Origin of the sequence: Streptococcus oralis (assembly GCF_023611505.1) — a bacterium.
In the GTDB taxonomy this organism is placed as follows: Bacteria; Bacillota; Bacilli; order Lactobacillales; family Streptococcaceae; genus Streptococcus; species Streptococcus oralis_CT.
The window spans coordinates 1,256,704-1,271,936 of sequence record NZ_CP097843.1 but is presented as its reverse complement, the minus strand read 5'-3'; the positions used below and the strand labels follow the sequence as shown (position 1 = coordinate 1,271,936).

13 protein-coding genes, 1 tRNA gene and 2 pseudogenes are annotated in these 15,233 nt (G+C 38.8%); 15 read left to right on the top strand and 1 reads right to left on the bottom strand.

The features are described 5' to 3' along the window. The first annotated feature begins 108 nt into the window (after positions 1-108). From M9H69_RS06590 to M9H69_RS06520, 15 genes and pseudogenes are all read left to right on the top strand, one after another. Positions 109-672, top strand: coding sequence for a TIGR01440 family protein (locus tag M9H69_RS06590; RefSeq protein ID WP_250315148.1), 564 nt, complete (start codon positions 109-111; stop codon positions 670-672). A 56-nt stretch (positions 673-728) separates the two neighbouring features. After that, positions 729-1,256, top strand: a complete 528-nt coding sequence (locus M9H69_RS06585; RefSeq protein WP_284453894.1) for an AAA family ATPase — start codon at positions 729-731, stop codon at positions 1,254-1,256. A 234-nt stretch (positions 1,257-1,490) separates the two neighbouring features. Then, positions 1,491-3,206 (top strand): aminodeoxychorismate synthase component I, encoded by a 1,716-nt coding sequence (pabB, locus tag M9H69_RS06580; RefSeq protein WP_250315147.1) that lies wholly within the window; start codon positions 1,491-1,493, stop codon positions 3,204-3,206. A 118-nt stretch (positions 3,207-3,324) separates the two neighbouring features. Further along, positions 3,325-5,046, top strand: coding sequence for an Ltp family lipoprotein (locus M9H69_RS06575; protein WP_250315146.1), 1,722 nt, complete (start codon positions 3,325-3,327; stop codon positions 5,044-5,046). Positions 5,047-5,149: 103 nt separating this feature from the next. Then, positions 5,150-6,109: an ROK family glucokinase gene (locus tag M9H69_RS06570; RefSeq protein ID WP_250315145.1), complete on the top strand. Its 960-nt coding sequence runs from the start codon at positions 5,150-5,152 to the stop codon at positions 6,107-6,109. Positions 6,110-6,203: 94 nt separating this feature from the next. Next, positions 6,204-6,638 carry an HD domain-containing protein gene (locus tag M9H69_RS06565; protein ID WP_001097947.1) on the top strand — a complete coding sequence of 145 codons (435 nt, stop codon included), beginning with the start codon at positions 6,204-6,206 and terminating at the stop codon, positions 6,636-6,638. A 51-nt stretch (positions 6,639-6,689) separates the two neighbouring features. Continuing rightward, on the top strand, positions 6,690-7,529 hold the full coding sequence (locus tag M9H69_RS06560) for a thymidylate synthase (protein ID WP_250315144.1): 840 nt from the start codon (positions 6,690-6,692) through the stop codon (positions 7,527-7,529). A 78-nt stretch (positions 7,530-7,607) separates the two neighbouring features. Continuing rightward, positions 7,608-9,004, top strand: a pseudogene (locus M9H69_RS06555) (IS3 family transposase). 154 nt (positions 9,005-9,158) lie between these two features. Beyond that, positions 9,159-10,241, top strand: a pseudogene (locus M9H69_RS06550) (transposase). 345 nt (positions 10,242-10,586) lie between these two features. Beyond that, complete coding sequence (locus M9H69_RS06545) at positions 10,587-10,853, top strand: chorismate mutase (RefSeq protein ID WP_001046954.1); 267 nt, start codon at positions 10,587-10,589, stop codon at positions 10,851-10,853. Next, positions 10,850-11,224 carry a fluoride efflux transporter CrcB gene (crcB, locus tag M9H69_RS06540; protein WP_250315143.1) on the top strand — a complete coding sequence of 125 codons (375 nt, stop codon included), beginning with the start codon at positions 10,850-10,852 and terminating at the stop codon, positions 11,222-11,224. The genes M9H69_RS06545 and crcB (M9H69_RS06540) overlap by 4 nt, the downstream gene beginning before the upstream one ends. Continuing rightward, positions 11,218-11,547, top strand: coding sequence for a fluoride efflux transporter CrcB (gene crcB / locus M9H69_RS06535; protein WP_250315142.1), 330 nt, complete (start codon positions 11,218-11,220; stop codon positions 11,545-11,547). The genes crcB (M9H69_RS06540) and crcB (M9H69_RS06535) overlap by 7 nt, the downstream gene beginning before the upstream one ends. Positions 11,548-11,665: 118 nt before the next feature. After that, positions 11,666-12,013: a 50S ribosomal protein L19 gene (gene rplS / locus M9H69_RS06530; protein WP_001068669.1), complete on the top strand. Its 348-nt coding sequence runs from the start codon at positions 11,666-11,668 to the stop codon at positions 12,011-12,013. 42 nt (positions 12,014-12,055) lie between these two features. After that, positions 12,056-12,127, top strand: a tRNA-Arg gene (locus tag M9H69_RS06525). A gap of 306 nt (positions 12,128-12,433) precedes the next feature. Further along, positions 12,434-14,209 (top strand): DUF4365 domain-containing protein, encoded by a 1,776-nt coding sequence (locus M9H69_RS06520; protein ID WP_250315141.1) that lies wholly within the window; start codon positions 12,434-12,436, stop codon positions 14,207-14,209. A gap of 213 nt (positions 14,210-14,422) precedes the next feature. On the opposite strand, the gene yidA is transcribed toward M9H69_RS06520, so the two are convergent. Continuing rightward, a complete protein-coding gene (yidA, locus tag M9H69_RS06515) occupies positions 14,423-15,229 on the bottom strand; it encodes a sugar-phosphatase (protein WP_250315140.1) in 807 nt (268 codons plus the stop codon). Positions 15,230-15,233: the final 4 nt, after the last annotated feature.

The window sequence follows — 15,233 nt, the reverse complement described above, 5'->3', positions numbered from 1 at the left end:
TCCCAGTCAATTCTGGGAGTTTTGCTTTAAAAAATTAGAATAATCAGTTCGCCTTGATAAAATCAGTAAAAAAAGATATGATAGATAGTGACAAAAGAGGTATCAAGTATGAAGGAAAAAGACATTCAAAGGGCAACAAGCCAGATTGTAGAAGATGTATTAGAAAAGGCCAATTTGAAGCAAGGAGCTATCTTTGTATTGGGCCTTTCTTCTAGTGAGGTGATAGGTGGTCAGATTGGCAAGGAATCCAGTCAAGAAATTGGGGAAATCATTGTGAAGACGATCCTAGATATCCTGGGAGGGAAAGGAATTCATCTAGCTGTTCAAGGTTGTGAACATGTCAATCGAGCTCTCGTTGTTGAACGTCAGGTGGCAGAGCAGTTTGGTCTGGAAATCGTCAGTGTCCTTCCAACTCTTCATGCAGGGGGTTCGGGTCAGTTAGCTGCCTTTAAGTTTATGCAGGATCCAGTTGAGGTCGAATTTATCGTGGCTCATGCAGGGATTGATATCGGAGATACTGCAATTGGCATGCATGTCAAGCATGTGCAGGTACCGATTCGTCCTGTACTACGAGAGATTGGGCATGCCCATGTAACGGCTCTCGCAAGTCGTCCAAAATTAATTGGAGGTGCGCGTGCGCAGTATCCAGAAGATTCTATTAGAAAGTCATAAGTGGGCTGAGAATGATCATAAGTTAGAGATAGATTTCAAGTATATAGAGGTTAAATTTGGAAAATTGTGTTTATATCATTTCGGGTCCCCCAGGTGTTGGAAAGAGCACTGTCAGCAAAGAGTTGGCTTATTCTTTTGACAAAAGTGCAGTTATAGAGGGGGATATGATTTACTTAATGATAAAAAGTGGTCTCGTAGCTCCTTGGGAAGATGATGGATTTTATATGGATTTGTTCTGGGATAATATCATCAGTCTGACCAATAATTTCTTGAACAGTGGCATTACTGTCGTGATAGAGTATGTCATATTTGAAGATCAACTGAAGAAAATTGCAGCCTTCTTAAAAGAAAAACAAATTAAGCTAAAATATTGTGTCCTAATAGCAGAAGAAGAAACCTTGAAAGATAGGGATTCTTCTCGGAAAGAAATTGAGAGAACAGGCGATTTATCAATCCAAGCAAGAAATGACTTCTTAGCTAAGAATAGTGAGAAACGTCATTTTCTGTATACGGATGATTTAGATGTCAAAGAAACGGTAGGCATCATTAAAACCTCAAATCAATTTTTAATTTCTGAACAGTAAAAGACAGAGAGAGTAAGGGTATAGAAACCATTACTTCCTCTGTTCTTTTTTGTTGAATTTTTGTGCAAAGTGTTCCAAATAAGGCCTTCTTTAACTAGAAAAACTAGTGCCATCTGATAGAGAATTGCCAAAAGTAGAAAAAAGTAACTTAGAGAAGATATTTCGTTATAGGAATCAGTAAACAAAGCTTGATTTAGCTGTTCTAGGTCGGCTTTTTTATGCTATACTAAAGGTATGCATAGAAAAACAGTGATTGATTTTAGGGCTTTGGGGGAGAGATACACCTTTACCCAACCTATCAAAGAGTTAAAAACGAGAGATTTAGCAGAAGTGGCAGACTTGCTGGCACAAGTGGAAAGCTACCAAGAGGAAGGCTATTATGTCGTGGGTTATGTCAGCTATGAGGCCGCACCTGCTTTTGAGGAGAAATTAGCAGTTCATAAAGCTCCTTTACTGGCAGAGTACCTGCTATATTTTACTGTTCATGATGGGGTGGAAACATCCCCTATTCCTTTGACTTATGAGGAAGTAGATTTGCCTTCAAAATGGCAGGAAGTAACATCTGCAGCAGACTATGAAAAGGCTATTGCCCAGATTCACCATCATTTGCGGCAGGGGGACACCTACCAGGTAAATTACACTGTTCAACTCAAGCAAGACTTAAGTGCCAATCCTTTTGCTATCTACAATCGCATGGTGGTAGAGCAGGAGGCGGGCTACAATGCCTATGTTGAACATGATGAGATGGCAGTGATTTCCATGAGTCCAGAGCTCTTTTTTGAGCAAAATGACCGAGAATTAACGACTCGTCCAATGAAGGGAACAACCCAGCGGGGAGTGACTGACCAAGAAGACCTAGAGCTGGCTAGTTGGCTAGAACAGGATCCCAAAAATCGCTCTGAAAATATGATGATTGTGGACCTCTTGCGCAATGATATGAATCGTATTTCTGAAGTGGGCAGTGAGCACGTGGAGCGTCTGTGCCAGGTGGAGCAGTATTCGACTGTTTGGCAGATGACTTCGACCATCAAGAGTCAGTTGCGACCGAGTGTGGACTTGGTTGCCATTTTTCGCTCACTCTTTCCTTGTGGTTCCATAACGGGTGCTCCGAAAATTGCGACTATGGAGATTATAAAGGACTTGGAGCCACAACCACGTGGAGTTTACTGTGGAACGATTGGCCTCTTGCTTCCAAATGGGCGACGGATTTTTAATGTGTCCATTCGGACGATTCAACTGCATCAAGGGAAAGCCATCTATGGAGTTGGTGGTGGTATTACATGGGATAGCACTTGGGAATCTGAATATCGCGAGGTTCATCAAAAGGCTGCTGTTCTCTATCGTAAGCAAGCTCGTTTCAAACTGATTTCAACTGGAAAAATCAGCCAAAAACAACTGTTGTTTGAAGATCAACATCTGGAAAGACTGACAAAGGCGAGTCGTTATTTTGCCTATCCTTTTGATCCAGAAGAACTGAGACAAAAGATAGAGGAAGAGTGCCAAGCTTGTGATTCCCACCAAGACTACCGTTTGCGAATAAGCCTCAGCAAGTCTGGAGAGATAGAACTCAGTCGCCAAATCTTAACACCTCTTAGTCCAAGCTTCTGTCAGGCCAAACTTTGCCTGCAAAAAGCGGATTTACAGCAAGCATTTACCTACTTTAAAACAACTCACAGACCACACTTAAGTCTAGGGAAACAGGAAATCATTTACCATAATGCAGCAGGGGAGCTTTTGGAAACGTCTATCGGGAATTTGGTTCTGAAAATTGACGGGAAGCTCTACACACCGCCTATCAATCTTGGCATCTTGTCAGGAATCTATCGTCAGCATTTGCTAGGAAAAGGACAGGTAGAAGAGAAAATTCTGACTTTGGCAGACTTGAACCAAGCAGAAGCTGTCTATGGCTGTAATGCAGTCAGAGGCTTGTATGAGTTGGAAGTGATATAACTATAGATTTTCAATTAAGTTTTAGATTTATTTCTGAATATTTAATATTTGATTTGAAAGAAAAATAAAGAATATGGTATACTTTAGGTATAAATCATTAAAAACAATGGAGATTTTTATGAAAAAATCAAAAAAAATTTTAGTCACCAGCTTAGCAACTGCAACACTGGGACTCATTTCACTTACAGATACAACTGGAGCCTTTCCTTTTTCGGCTCAGCATGTTTCTGCTCAAGAAAAGGATGTTTCTAAAAACGGTAAGGTTGTAAAAGAGAATACAACTTCGGCGTCAAATCAAGCTGAGAAATCAAAAACACCAGCGCAAAATCCTGCTGAGAAACCAAAAACACCAGCACAAAAACCTGCTGAGAAACCGAAAACACCAGCACAAAAACCTGCTGAGAAACCAAAAACACCAGCACCAAAACCCGCGCCGAAACTGGCACCAAAACCCGCACCGAAGCCGGCACCAAAACCCGCGCCGAAGCCGGCACCAAAACCAGCTGAGAAACCGAAAACGCCAGCTCAAAAACCTGCTGAGAAACCGAAAACACCAGCACCGAAACCAGCACCGAAACCCGCTGAGAAACCGAAAACACCAGCACCAAAACCCGCGCTGAAGCCGGCACCAAAACCGACTGAAAAAGCTAAAGAAACAACTCCTAAACAGGATAAATCACAATCTAAAGTTCAGTCTGGCTGGGTAGGAAATTACTACCTCAAATCAGATGGAAAGAGAGCTAAAAATGAATGGGTAGATGGTGGTCGTTATTATGTTGATTCTGATGGAAAAAAGGTTAAAAGTGACTGGATTTATGATAAAAACTATGGTTCATATTATTATTATCTAACAGCAGAAGGAAGCTCTGCTCGTAATAAATGGGTAGGTAGATATTATCTCAAATCAGATGGTAAGATGGCCAAGAATGAATGGGTAGATGGTGGCCGTTACTATGTTGATTCTGAAGGCAAAATGGCAAGGGATAGATGGGTAGATGGTGGTCGTTACTATGTAGGATACGATGGTGTGCGACAACCAAAACCAGCAGCCGGGAATCCATACTCAGCAGCTTTAAAGAGAGCACAAGCTTATAATAGGATTCATTTGTCAAAAAAAAGAATTTATGAGATGTTAATTTTTGAAGGTTTTAATAGTGAGACTGCACAATATGCTATCAATCATTTGCAAGCAGACTATAAGGCGAATGCCTTAATTCAAGCAAGAGAATACCGAAAGAATGCCAATTTATCAAAGACAGAAATTTATGAGAGGCTAACTTCTCCTTGGATTGGACAATTTACAAAAGAAGAAGCAAACTATGCCATTCAAAAACTAGATTTAACACCAGAAGGAAGCATTGCCCGCAATAAATGGGTAGGATACTATTATTATAAATCAGATGGAAAGGTGGCCAAGAATGAATGGGTAGATGGCGGTCGTTACTATGTTGATTCTAAAGGCAAAATGGTAAGGGATAAATGGGTAGATGGTGGTCGTTACTATGTAGGATACGATGGTGTGTGGCAACCAAAACCAGCAGCCGGGAATCCATACTCAGCAGCTTTAAAGAGAGCACAAGCTTATAATAGGATTCATTTGTCAAAAAAAAGAATTTATGAGATGTTAATTTTTGAAGGTTTTAATAGTGAGACTGCACAATATGCTATCAATCATTTGCAAGCAGACTATAAGGCGAATGCCTTAGCTCAAGCAAGAGAATACCGAAAGAATACCAATTTATCAAAGACAAAAATTTATGAGAGGCTAACTTCTCCTTGGATTGGACAATTTACAAAAGAAGAAGTAAACTATGCAATTCAAAAACTAGGGGATAAATAGTTATTAATTATTAGATGTAACTTTTTCATGCAAAGCTTTGCACAAATCTAATGATTTTGTTATACTATATCTGTAAGCATTTTCAATTAAAAAGGAGAAGACGATGAGTCAAAAGATTATTGGGATTGACCTTGGTGGGACATCTGTTAAGTTCGCAATTTTAACTCAAGAGGGAGAAATCCAAGAAAAATGGTCTATCAAGACCAATATTTTGGACGAGGGAAGCCATATCGTAGATGATATGATTGAGTCTATTCAACATCGTTTGGACTTGCTTGGATTGTCTGCTACAGATTTCCGAGGCATTGGAATGGGATCACCTGGTGTGGTTGACCGTGAGAAAGGAACTGTTATCGGTGCCTACAACCTGAACTGGAAAACTCTTCAACCAATTAAAGAAAAAATCGAAAAAGCCTTGGGTATCCCATTCTTCATCGACAATGATGCCAACGTAGCTGCTCTCGGTGAGCGTTGGATGGGTGCAGGTGACAACCAACCAGACGTTGTCTTTATGACACTTGGTACAGGTGTTGGTGGCGGTATCGTGGCAGAAGGCAAATTGCTTCACGGTGTTGCTGGTGCTGCTGGTGAGCTTGGTCACATCACTGTTGACTTTGACCAACCAATCGCATGTACCTGTGGTAAAAAAGGCTGTCTTGAGACAGTTGCTTCAGCAACAGGGATTGTCAACCTGACTCGTCGTTATGCAGATGAATACGAAGGTGATGCAGCCTTGAAACGCTTGATTGACGATGGGGAAGAAGTAACTGCTAAAACTGTCTTTGACCTCGCAAAAGAAGGGGACGACCTTGCCTTGATCGTTTACCGTAACTTCTCACGTTACTTGGGTATTGCGTGTGCTAATATCGGTTCAATCCTAAACCCATCAACAATCGTTATCGGTGGTGGAGTATCAGCTGCGGGAGAATTCCTTCTCCAAGGCGTGCAAAAGATCTATGATGAAAATACCTTCCCACAAGTACGCACATCCACTAAATTGGCTCTTGCAACTCTAGGAAATGACGCTGGAGTTATCGGAGCAGCATCACTTGTATTGCAATAAGATAGATTGATAATAGAGCTTGGTTATCCATCAAGCTCTTTTTTGAAAGTCGAATAAAACGAAATAGGTTTTAATTTTGGGAAGGAATCGCTAGATGAACACATCAAAACAACCCATGCTTGAATTAGCGTTGTCTATCGCGACGGAAGCTCATAGAGGGCAATTTGATAAGGCAGGGATAGATTATATAGAACATCCAATTTTTGTTGCGAGCCAAGTTGATTCTGAAGAAGAGAAAGCAGTGGCTCTACTACATGATGTTATTGAGGATAGTTCTGTTACTGCTGAAGAGTTACTAAATGCTGGTTTACCAGAGACAGTAGTTACAGCCGTTCAGATTTTGTCAAAGAAAAAGGGACAAGACTATCAAACCTATCTGAAAACTGTGAAATCCAATCCTCTTGCGAGAGCCGTAAAATTAGCTGACCTAAAACATAATTCAGATTTATCGAGACTTGAGACCATTACTGACAAGGATTTGGAAGGATTAGAAAAATATAAAAAGGCCATTGATTATCTGAGTATGTAGAAAAGATTTTTTATGCTATACTAGTTAGGACAATAAATGAGGTGAGAGTAAATGACAAAAGCTGATACGATTTTTAAAGAAAATATAGAACGAATTCTTAAGGAAGGTGTCTTTTCTGAGCAGGCACGTCCTAAGTATAAGGATGGGACAGTTGCCAATTCTAAGTACGTAACGGGTGCCTTTGCGGAGTATGATTTGGCCAAAGGGGAATTTCCCATCACAACCTTGCGTCCCATTGCAATCAAATCCGCTATCAAGGAAGTACTCTGGATCTACCAAGATCAGTCTAATAGCCTAGAAGTGCTGAATAGCAAGTACAATGTTCACTACTGGAATGACTGGGAAGTGGGAGATACGGGAACCATTGGTGAGCGCTATGGGGCAGTCGTTAAGAAACACGACATCATCAATAAGATTCTCAAACAGTTGGAAGCCAACCCTTGGAATCGTCGCAATATCATCTCCCTCTGGGACTATCAAGCTTTCGAAGAAACAGATGGGCTGCTCCCATGTGCCTTTCAGACTATGTTTGATGTCCGTCGGGTTGATGGGGACCTCTATCTGGATGCGACTTTGACTCAGCGCTCTAATGATATGCTAGTGGCCCACCACATTAACGCTATGCAGTACGTAGCTTTGCAGATGATGATTGCCAAGCATTTCGGCTGGAAGGTTGGGAAGTTCTTCTACTTTATCAACAACCTTCATATCTATGATAATCAGTTTGAACAAGCAGAGGAATTGCTCCGCCGTGAGCCGTCAAACTGCCAACCACGCTTGGTTTTAAATGTTCCTGATGGGACTAATTTCTTTGATATCAAAGTGGAAGACTTTGAGTTGGTCGACTATGATCCGGTTAAGCCACAGCTGAAGTTTGATTTGGCTATTTAAGAAAATCATAACCACCCGTTAGTGAACTGCACCCCAAAAGTTAGACAGAAAAAATCTAACTTTTGGGGTGTTTTTATTATGAAATTGAGTTATGAAGATAAAGTTCAGATCTATGAACTTAGAAAACAAGGATATATCTTAGAGAAGCTTTCAAATAAATTTGGGATAAACAATTCTAATCTTAGATACATGATTAAATTGATTGATCGTTACGGAATGGAGTTCGTCAAAAAAGGAAAAAATCGTTACTATTCCCCTGAATTAAAACAAGAAATGGTTGAGAAAGTTCTGTTGGAAGGACATTCGCAAAGAAGTGTTAGTCTTGATTATGCCCTCCCAAACCAAGGAATGCTTTCAAATTGGCTGGCGCAATACAAGAAAAACGGGTATACTATTGTTGAGAAAATAAGAGGGAGAGTACCTAAAATGGGACGTAAACGGAAGAAAACTTGGGAAGAAATGACAGAACTAGAGCGACTCCAAGAGGAGAATGAACGCTTACGGACTGAGGTGGCTTACATAAAAAAGTTAAAAGAGTTAGAGGAAAGGGACGAAGCCTTAGAGTGAGAAAAGCAGAGACAGTTAGAGAAATGGCTTCAGGAGGATTTCGACTAGATTTACTTCTTGAAGCGGCTCGTTTACCTCGCTCAACTTACTACTATCAGTTGAAGCAACTAGATGGGCTTGACAAAGATAAAGAGCTTAAAATCGAAATTCAGGCCATTTATAATGACCATAAAGGAAATTATGGCTATCGTAGAATTACTCTTGAACTAAGAAATCGTGGTTTTACAGTGAATCATAAGAAAGTTCAACGTCTGATGAAGGTCCTTGGTTTAAGTGCTCGAATTCGTCGGAAACGAAAGTATTCTTCCTACCAAGGAGAGATTGGTAAGAAAGCAGACAACCTGATTCAACGTCAATTTGAAGCATCAAGGCCAATGGAAAAGTGCTATACGGATGTGACAGAGTTTGCCATTCCAAATAGCACACAGAAATTGTATTTATCGCCTGTTTTAGATGGCTTTAATAGCGAAATTATCGCCTATAATCTTTCTTGTTCTCCTAATTTAGAACAAGTGAAAGCTATGCTGGAGCAGGCCTTTACAGAGAAATACTATGAGAATACGATTCTCCATAGTGATCAAGGATGGTAATACCAACACGATTCTTATCATCGGTTCCTAAAGAGTAAGGGAATTCAGCCATCCATGTCGCGCAAGGGCAACAGCCCAGACAACGGCATGCTGGAGTCCTTCTTTGGTATCTTGAAATCGGAGATGTTTTACGGTTATGAGAAGCACTTTAGGTCTCTAGAAGACCTTGAACAAGCTATTGTGGACTACATTGATTACTACAACAACAAACGAATTAAAATCAAACTAAAACATACTAAGGTTAGTAGTGAGGAAATCTCCGACGGGAGAAAGTACTCACTACTTTTTCATTATGTTAAAGTAGAGATGTCTTGTTAAGTCGATAAGTCCTTTGGTGCTAGACGTCATAACTAAAACTGATAAGACACCTGTTTTAAGAAGAATGTTATCAAAGTATGTGGGACGAAAAACGTCGAGTATTGAAAATGACATCACTAAAGCAAGGAATCATTCAAGACAAAGAGGTAATATCATGCGAGTAGTTTTTGGGATTGACGTGAGTAAAGCAAGTTCAGAAGTGGCCATCTTGATCAATGGAGAGAAAATACATGGCTATACCATACCCAATAATGCCATCGGATTTAATCGACTACTTGGGGACTTAAAGACTGTTCACCAGTCAGAGATTGTCTTCAAGGCGACTGGGGTCTATTCTCGTCGTCTTCAAGCCTTCTTTGAGGATAAGAGTTACGCTTATACACGTCTCAGTTCATTCTCAATCGCAAGCCAAGCCATGTCCAAGAAGCGCTTTATCAAGAATTACGCGACCTCAGCCGTTTCTATCAGGATAGTGTCTGCGCTAAAAACCGTCTGCACAAGCTTTTACAGATCACTTTTCCTGAATTGGAAAACACAGCTGGGGAACAATATTGGAACTTGGTCATGACTTTTCCATGTAATCGTTTTGTACTGGAGTTAGATGGCGCCGCATTAACAGCGATCATCCGTCAGTCTACAGCAAAACGCATCTCTGACAAGCGTGTGACTTACTTAGTAGATAAGCTTACAAAACTAGCTAATCCGTCTTATTGTGCAGTTAAGAAAACCTCTTCAATGATGGAAGAGGTCAAATAAGTTACTTAGGCTTTCTGAACGCAGACAAGGTGTTTTAGAGGAGATGGTAACATTGGCTCAACCTTTGCCAGAATACGAGATTCTTCTCTCTATTCCTGGAAGAGCTGAAACCACAGCGACAAATATTATTGGCGAACTTGGTGACATTCGTCGATTCCACTCTGCCAATCAAATCAATGCTTTTATTGACATTGACCTCAGACACTATGAATCTGGGGACTTTCTAGCCAAGGAACACATCACCAAACGTGGGAATCCCTATGCCAGAAAGATTCTCTTTAAGTGCATTCATAATATAGCTTCACCTAGCCACACCAACCCTTGTTATATCGCAGACTTCTATGAGAAACGGAAAAGACAATCGCAAGTGACTTCAACCAAACCACACACGATTGCCTCTATACATCGTCTCATTAGAACAATGTATTACCTCATAACGCATAACAAACTTTATGATTATACTTCCACCCAAAATCGGTAAAATTGTTTATGCCATATCATTGTAACGCCTTATCAAAAAAATCACCAGATAAGGTGTTGGTTTAGTGTACACTTTTTTCACTAAACTTTCGTTCAGAAAAAGACAATTTCCTTAGTTTGACTATGGAAATCAAACTATTTTTCATCAAATACCTTGATATACTTGACAAATGGTAGAAAAGGACCTAGTCCTGTGCAATACAAGACTAAATCCTTTCAATAACTATTTGTCCAACTTTTTGGGGTCAGTACAGTAGCAGGTGGTTATGATTTAGTTTTTTTTGGGATTTTACTAGCCTATTTGGTGGCTTTTTGATACAATAATTCAAATAAAGGAGGAGACCGTATGAACTTAGATATTATTCGCCAAGAAATTGATCAAATCGACGACCAAATCGTCAAGCTCCTAGAAGAACGAATGCATTTGGTTGAGGGGGTTGTCGCTTATAAGAAAGCATCAGGTAAGCCAATCTTAGATTCTAAGAGAGAAGAAGTTATTTTTGAAAAAGTCAAAAATCGAGTGGAAGATAAGCGCTATCAGGAAACTATTGTTGCAACTTTTTCAGACATTCTCAAACGTTCGCGTGATTATCAGGATCAAAACATCAAATGAAAAAAGAACAATTCTATCCGCTAGGGATTTTTCTAGCTGCAATAGTGGGAGGCCTTGTCCGCTATCTCATTTCCACTTGGTTACCAGCTAGTCCAGAATTTCCTTGGGGCACCCTCCTTGTCAACTATCTGGGCATTATCTGCCTGGTCTATCTGGTGAAAGGCTATCTGGTCTATAAGGAAACTAGTAAAGGCTTGGTTTTGGCGCTGGGTACAGGATTTTGTGGTGGGCTAACAACCTTTTCTAGTCTAATGCTTGATGCCGTGAAACTGCTTGATACCGGGCGTTATCTTAGTTTAGGCATCTACTTATTTTTGAGCATTGGTGGAGGTCTGCTCTTGGCTTATGTTCTAGGGAGGAAGAAATGGTAATCGTTTATCTTGCAATCGCCTGCGGGTTCGGAGCCTTGGTTCGTTATTTCTTTTCCCGATATAATCAATCCTCAAAATTGCCCCTAGGAACTCTCATAGCTAATCTTCTCGGTTGTTTTTTGATTGGCTTACTCTACAACCATGTAGAGTCTAAGGAAGTCTATGCTATCCTCGCGACAGGTTTCTGTGGTGGGTTGACGACCTTTTCAACTCTGAATGACGAGCTGCAAAAACTGTTAAGTGACAAGAAGGTATTTTATAGCTATTTTCTCTTAACTTACCTAGGCGGTTTTCTAGCGATTTTTTTAGGGATTCTGCTATAAATTCCTTTACTTTTAGGTGGAAATTTGGTAAACTGTATCTTGTGTGTAATGGACGCACAAAAATACAGTTTATCCGCTGAGGAAGGTTCCTCAAGATTGACAAAGATAGGAGAATAAAATGAATCCATTAATCCAAAGTTTGACTGAAGGTCAACTTCGTACAGATATCCCATCATTCCGTCCTGGTGACACTGTTCGTGTACACGCGAAAGTTGTCGAAGGTAACCGTGAACGTATCCAGATCTTTGAAGGTGTTGTTATCGCACGTAAAGGTGCTGGCATCTCAGAAAACTACACAGTTCGTAAAATCTCTAACGGTGTAGGTGTTGAGCGTATCTTCCCAATCCACACTCCACGTGTTGAAAAGATCGAAGTTGTTCGTTACGGTAAAGTACGTCGTGCGAAATTGTACTACTTGCGTGCACTTCAAGGTAAGGCAGCTCGTATCAAAGAAATCCGTCGTTAATTCGACAAAAAAACTCTGCTCACCCAGCAGGGTTTTTCTCTAGCCCCCTTAGTTCAATGGATATAACAACTCCCTCCTAAGGAGTAGTTGCAGGTTCGATTCCTGCAGGGGGCATTTTTAGTAATGTAAAAAAAGACAAAGAAAATTCAAAATGTTTGTTTATAGGCAATCATCACAAGTTTGTTTTTTAAAATAACTTAGTATTTTTGGAATTTTTGACCAAAGTGTGACCAAAAGTCAATGAATATAGAATAAAGTAGATCAGGAAACTGGTCTATTTATTTTGTAATTATTAATGAACAGTATTTTTTAAGTTTATAATATTCAGTTTAAGTTAAATAGTTGTAATTATAGTATATAAGTTTTTCTTTGTTAATGTTATAATATAAAGTATATAGAGCTATTTTTCGAGGTGCGGATTTGGCAAATAATAGAAAAATTGAGACATTAGGTGTTTCACATCTGTCGACATTTATAGATAAGCATGAGTTACTTCAATCTTATTTTGATAGAAATGATAAAACTTCAGTGTGGGATGGAGAAATTCATGTTCTTAAATCACCGAGTGAGAAGAAAGACGAAATATTAGGTAAAGTACCTGTTCAGATTAAAACCACTAGACAGAAAAAAGATGTGTTAAAATCCTTCTCATTAGATACTAGAGATTTAGAACTATATAAATCAAATGGTGGAGTAGTTTTATTTGTAGTTTGGTTGAATGAGGATAATGGTTTAAGAGATATTTACTATAAGTCATTACCTCCTCTTTCTATAAAGAATTTGCTCAGAAAGAGTAAACTAAAAAATAAATCTACAAATAAGAAGAAACTTTCCATAGAGATTTTTAAACTGGATGATAAAAAAATGTATCCAATGTTAGTGGATTTCATAAACAATAGTCAGAAGCAGTATAGTTTCATAAATGTCGAAGGTATTTCAGTTGAGGACATTTCTGATGATAAAACTCTAAAGTTCTACTTCTATGGTCAGGAAAAAGAAGAAATTTTTAACTATCAGGAAGAACATGATCTCTTTATTTATTATTTAGATCCTATAACTGGCATAGAAATACCTCTTGAAAACACAATTAAGATTGTAGAAACTGAAGAAGAAACGGATTTAATTATAAAAATAGGCGATCATGTTTTTCAAGACGTAAAAAGACATCGTTTTCCTGATGGGAGTGTACAGCTTCATTTTGGTGAAAGCTTTACAATGTCTTTTGATATAAAGAAGAAACAATTCAAATTTAACTATACTAGGCCGGATTTGCTGTCAAAAGCTATAAAGTGTACTCAGGTATTTCAAGAGCTAGGAAAAATCGGATATTTTACCCTTAATGGTAATAAAATAGAGTTAGATGAACGGTCAATAAAGGATATTTCTTCATTTGATTTAGAGGCTGATATAAAGGGATTGTTAAAAATTTCTAACTTTATGAAAAAAATGGGTATACAAAAAGATGTTGATTTATCTTGCTTTGATAAACAATCTCAAAGAAATCTAAATATTCTTTATTCAGGTCTTGTCTTAAAAAAGAAAGTTGCTTTAAATTATAATGAATCGAAATTACTTCACCTAAATATTGCTAACATCCACATTATAACTTTATATAGTTTTTTGTCAGATAAAAATGGAACTATGATAGACATTTTTACTGAAACTCCTTGGTGCCGGGAAGGAGAAACTGAAGATGAAGATTATTTAGACATTTCAATTTTTGAAGTATTTGAACCAAACAATTGGCTAAAAATTGATAATTGTAAAATTGATTCAGTTATTGCCTCATATCAAAGATTGGTAGATAATAAGCTGAAATATGAAGGCGCTGACCGTACTATTTTAAAAATAGTTATCGCTGCAGACATGGCAGAAGATATGACTAAAAGAGAGTTATTACTTAATTGGGCTCAATGTCTTTCTAATTGGAACTTAAAATACTCCCAAAATAGTGAGATGGCTATAATAAATGACCTTCAAATAAAATCTAGAGTTCGTAAATTAAACAGCAAAGAAATGGAGATTCTGAGCAATATTTTAGTAAATAGTAATGATAACTATGAACTTTGTTTCGGTTCATCAGTGTTATTAAAATCGAAACCGCAAGCTGATTTGTTTTGGAATAAACTGGATAATGAGACAAAAGAAAGATATAAAGACTTTCCTATTTATACTTTGTATATGAAATTATCGTAAAAATTAAAAGAGATTGTAAGAAAATAACATATGGAAATAAAGAAAGTAATGTATTACAATACAGTGCCACAATTAAGGAAGCAATACCTATTTTTTGTACTCTCAAGATTTAAGTAACTGTACAACTGCAATTCAATTTATTAATTTACTCTCATTGTGATATATTCATACAAAAACCGCTCTGTTGAGCGGGTTTTATCTATTCTTACTTTTTTACAATACCCACGTACGAATAGCATGGGCAACGCCGGATTCATCATTTGTTTTAGTGATGTATTTGGCGATTTTTTTGAGTTCTGGATTTCCATTTTCCATGACAACAGGATTACCAACGACTTCCAGCATGGCACGATCATTTTCCTCGTCACCAATCGCCATGGTTTCATCTGTGGTCAATCCGAGTTTTTCAGCTAGGTGAGTGATGGCTGAACCCTTGTCTACATTCTTTTTAAGGAGTTCGAGGTAAAAGGGAGCTGATTTGTTAATAGAGTAGCGCTCGTCAAATTCTGCTGGTATCTTTTCAATCGCAGCATCGAGGATTTCTGGTTCATCGATAAACATACACTTGACGATTTCCTTGTCAGCCATTTCTTCAGGAGTGCGGTAGAAAATGGGCATGTTGACGAGGGTTGATTCGTGCACCGTGTATTTTCCGATATTGCGATTGGCAGTATAGATACCGTCCTTGGTAATGGCGTGCATGTGGACACCAAGCTTGCGACTGAGAAATTCCATATCGAGATAATCCTCATAGGCTAAAGATTCGCTGATAATCTCATGGCCAGTAGCAGTTTCTTGGACAAGGGCACCGTTGAAGGTTACCACATAGTCACCCTCGTCTCTCAACTGCAAGTCGTCCAGCAATTTGGCAACACCTGCGATAGGACGACCCGTTGCAATCACGACTTTGACACCAGCTTGTTTGGCATCTTGGATGGCAGAAAAGACTTCCGGAGTGATTTCCTTTTTACTGTTAACCAGGGTACCATCGATATCGACGGCGATTAGTTTAATACTCATATAT

What these genes read in the sequence shown, in the direction of transcription:
- M9H69_RS06590 (WP_250315148.1), top strand. Translation starts at nt 109, where the DNA reads ATGAAGGAAAAAGACATTCAAAGGGCAACAAGCCAGATTGTAGAAGAT.
- pabB (WP_250315147.1), top strand. Translation starts at nt 1,491, where the DNA reads ATGCATAGAAAAACAGTGATTGATTTTAGGGCTTTGGGGGAGAGATAC.
- M9H69_RS06575 (WP_250315146.1), top strand. Translation starts at nt 3,325, where the DNA reads ATGAAAAAATCAAAAAAAATTTTAGTCACCAGCTTAGCAACTGCAACA.
- M9H69_RS06570 (WP_250315145.1), top strand. Translation starts at nt 5,150, where the DNA reads ATGAGTCAAAAGATTATTGGGATTGACCTTGGTGGGACATCTGTTAAG.
- M9H69_RS06565 (WP_001097947.1), top strand. Translation starts at nt 6,204, where the DNA reads ATGAACACATCAAAACAACCCATGCTTGAATTAGCGTTGTCTATCGCG.
- M9H69_RS06560 (WP_250315144.1), top strand. Translation starts at nt 6,690, where the DNA reads ATGACAAAAGCTGATACGATTTTTAAAGAAAATATAGAACGAATTCTT.
- M9H69_RS06545 (WP_001046954.1), top strand. Translation starts at nt 10,587, where the DNA reads ATGAACTTAGATATTATTCGCCAAGAAATTGATCAAATCGACGACCAA.
- crcB (WP_250315143.1), top strand. Translation starts at nt 10,850, where the DNA reads ATGAAAAAAGAACAATTCTATCCGCTAGGGATTTTTCTAGCTGCAATA.
- crcB (WP_250315142.1), top strand. Translation starts at nt 11,218, where the DNA reads ATGGTAATCGTTTATCTTGCAATCGCCTGCGGGTTCGGAGCCTTGGTT.
- rplS (WP_001068669.1), top strand. Translation starts at nt 11,666, where the DNA reads ATGAATCCATTAATCCAAAGTTTGACTGAAGGTCAACTTCGTACAGAT.
- yidA (WP_250315140.1), bottom strand. Translation starts at nt 15,229, where the DNA reads ATGAGTATTAAACTAATCGCCGTCGATATCGATGGTACCCTGGTTAAC.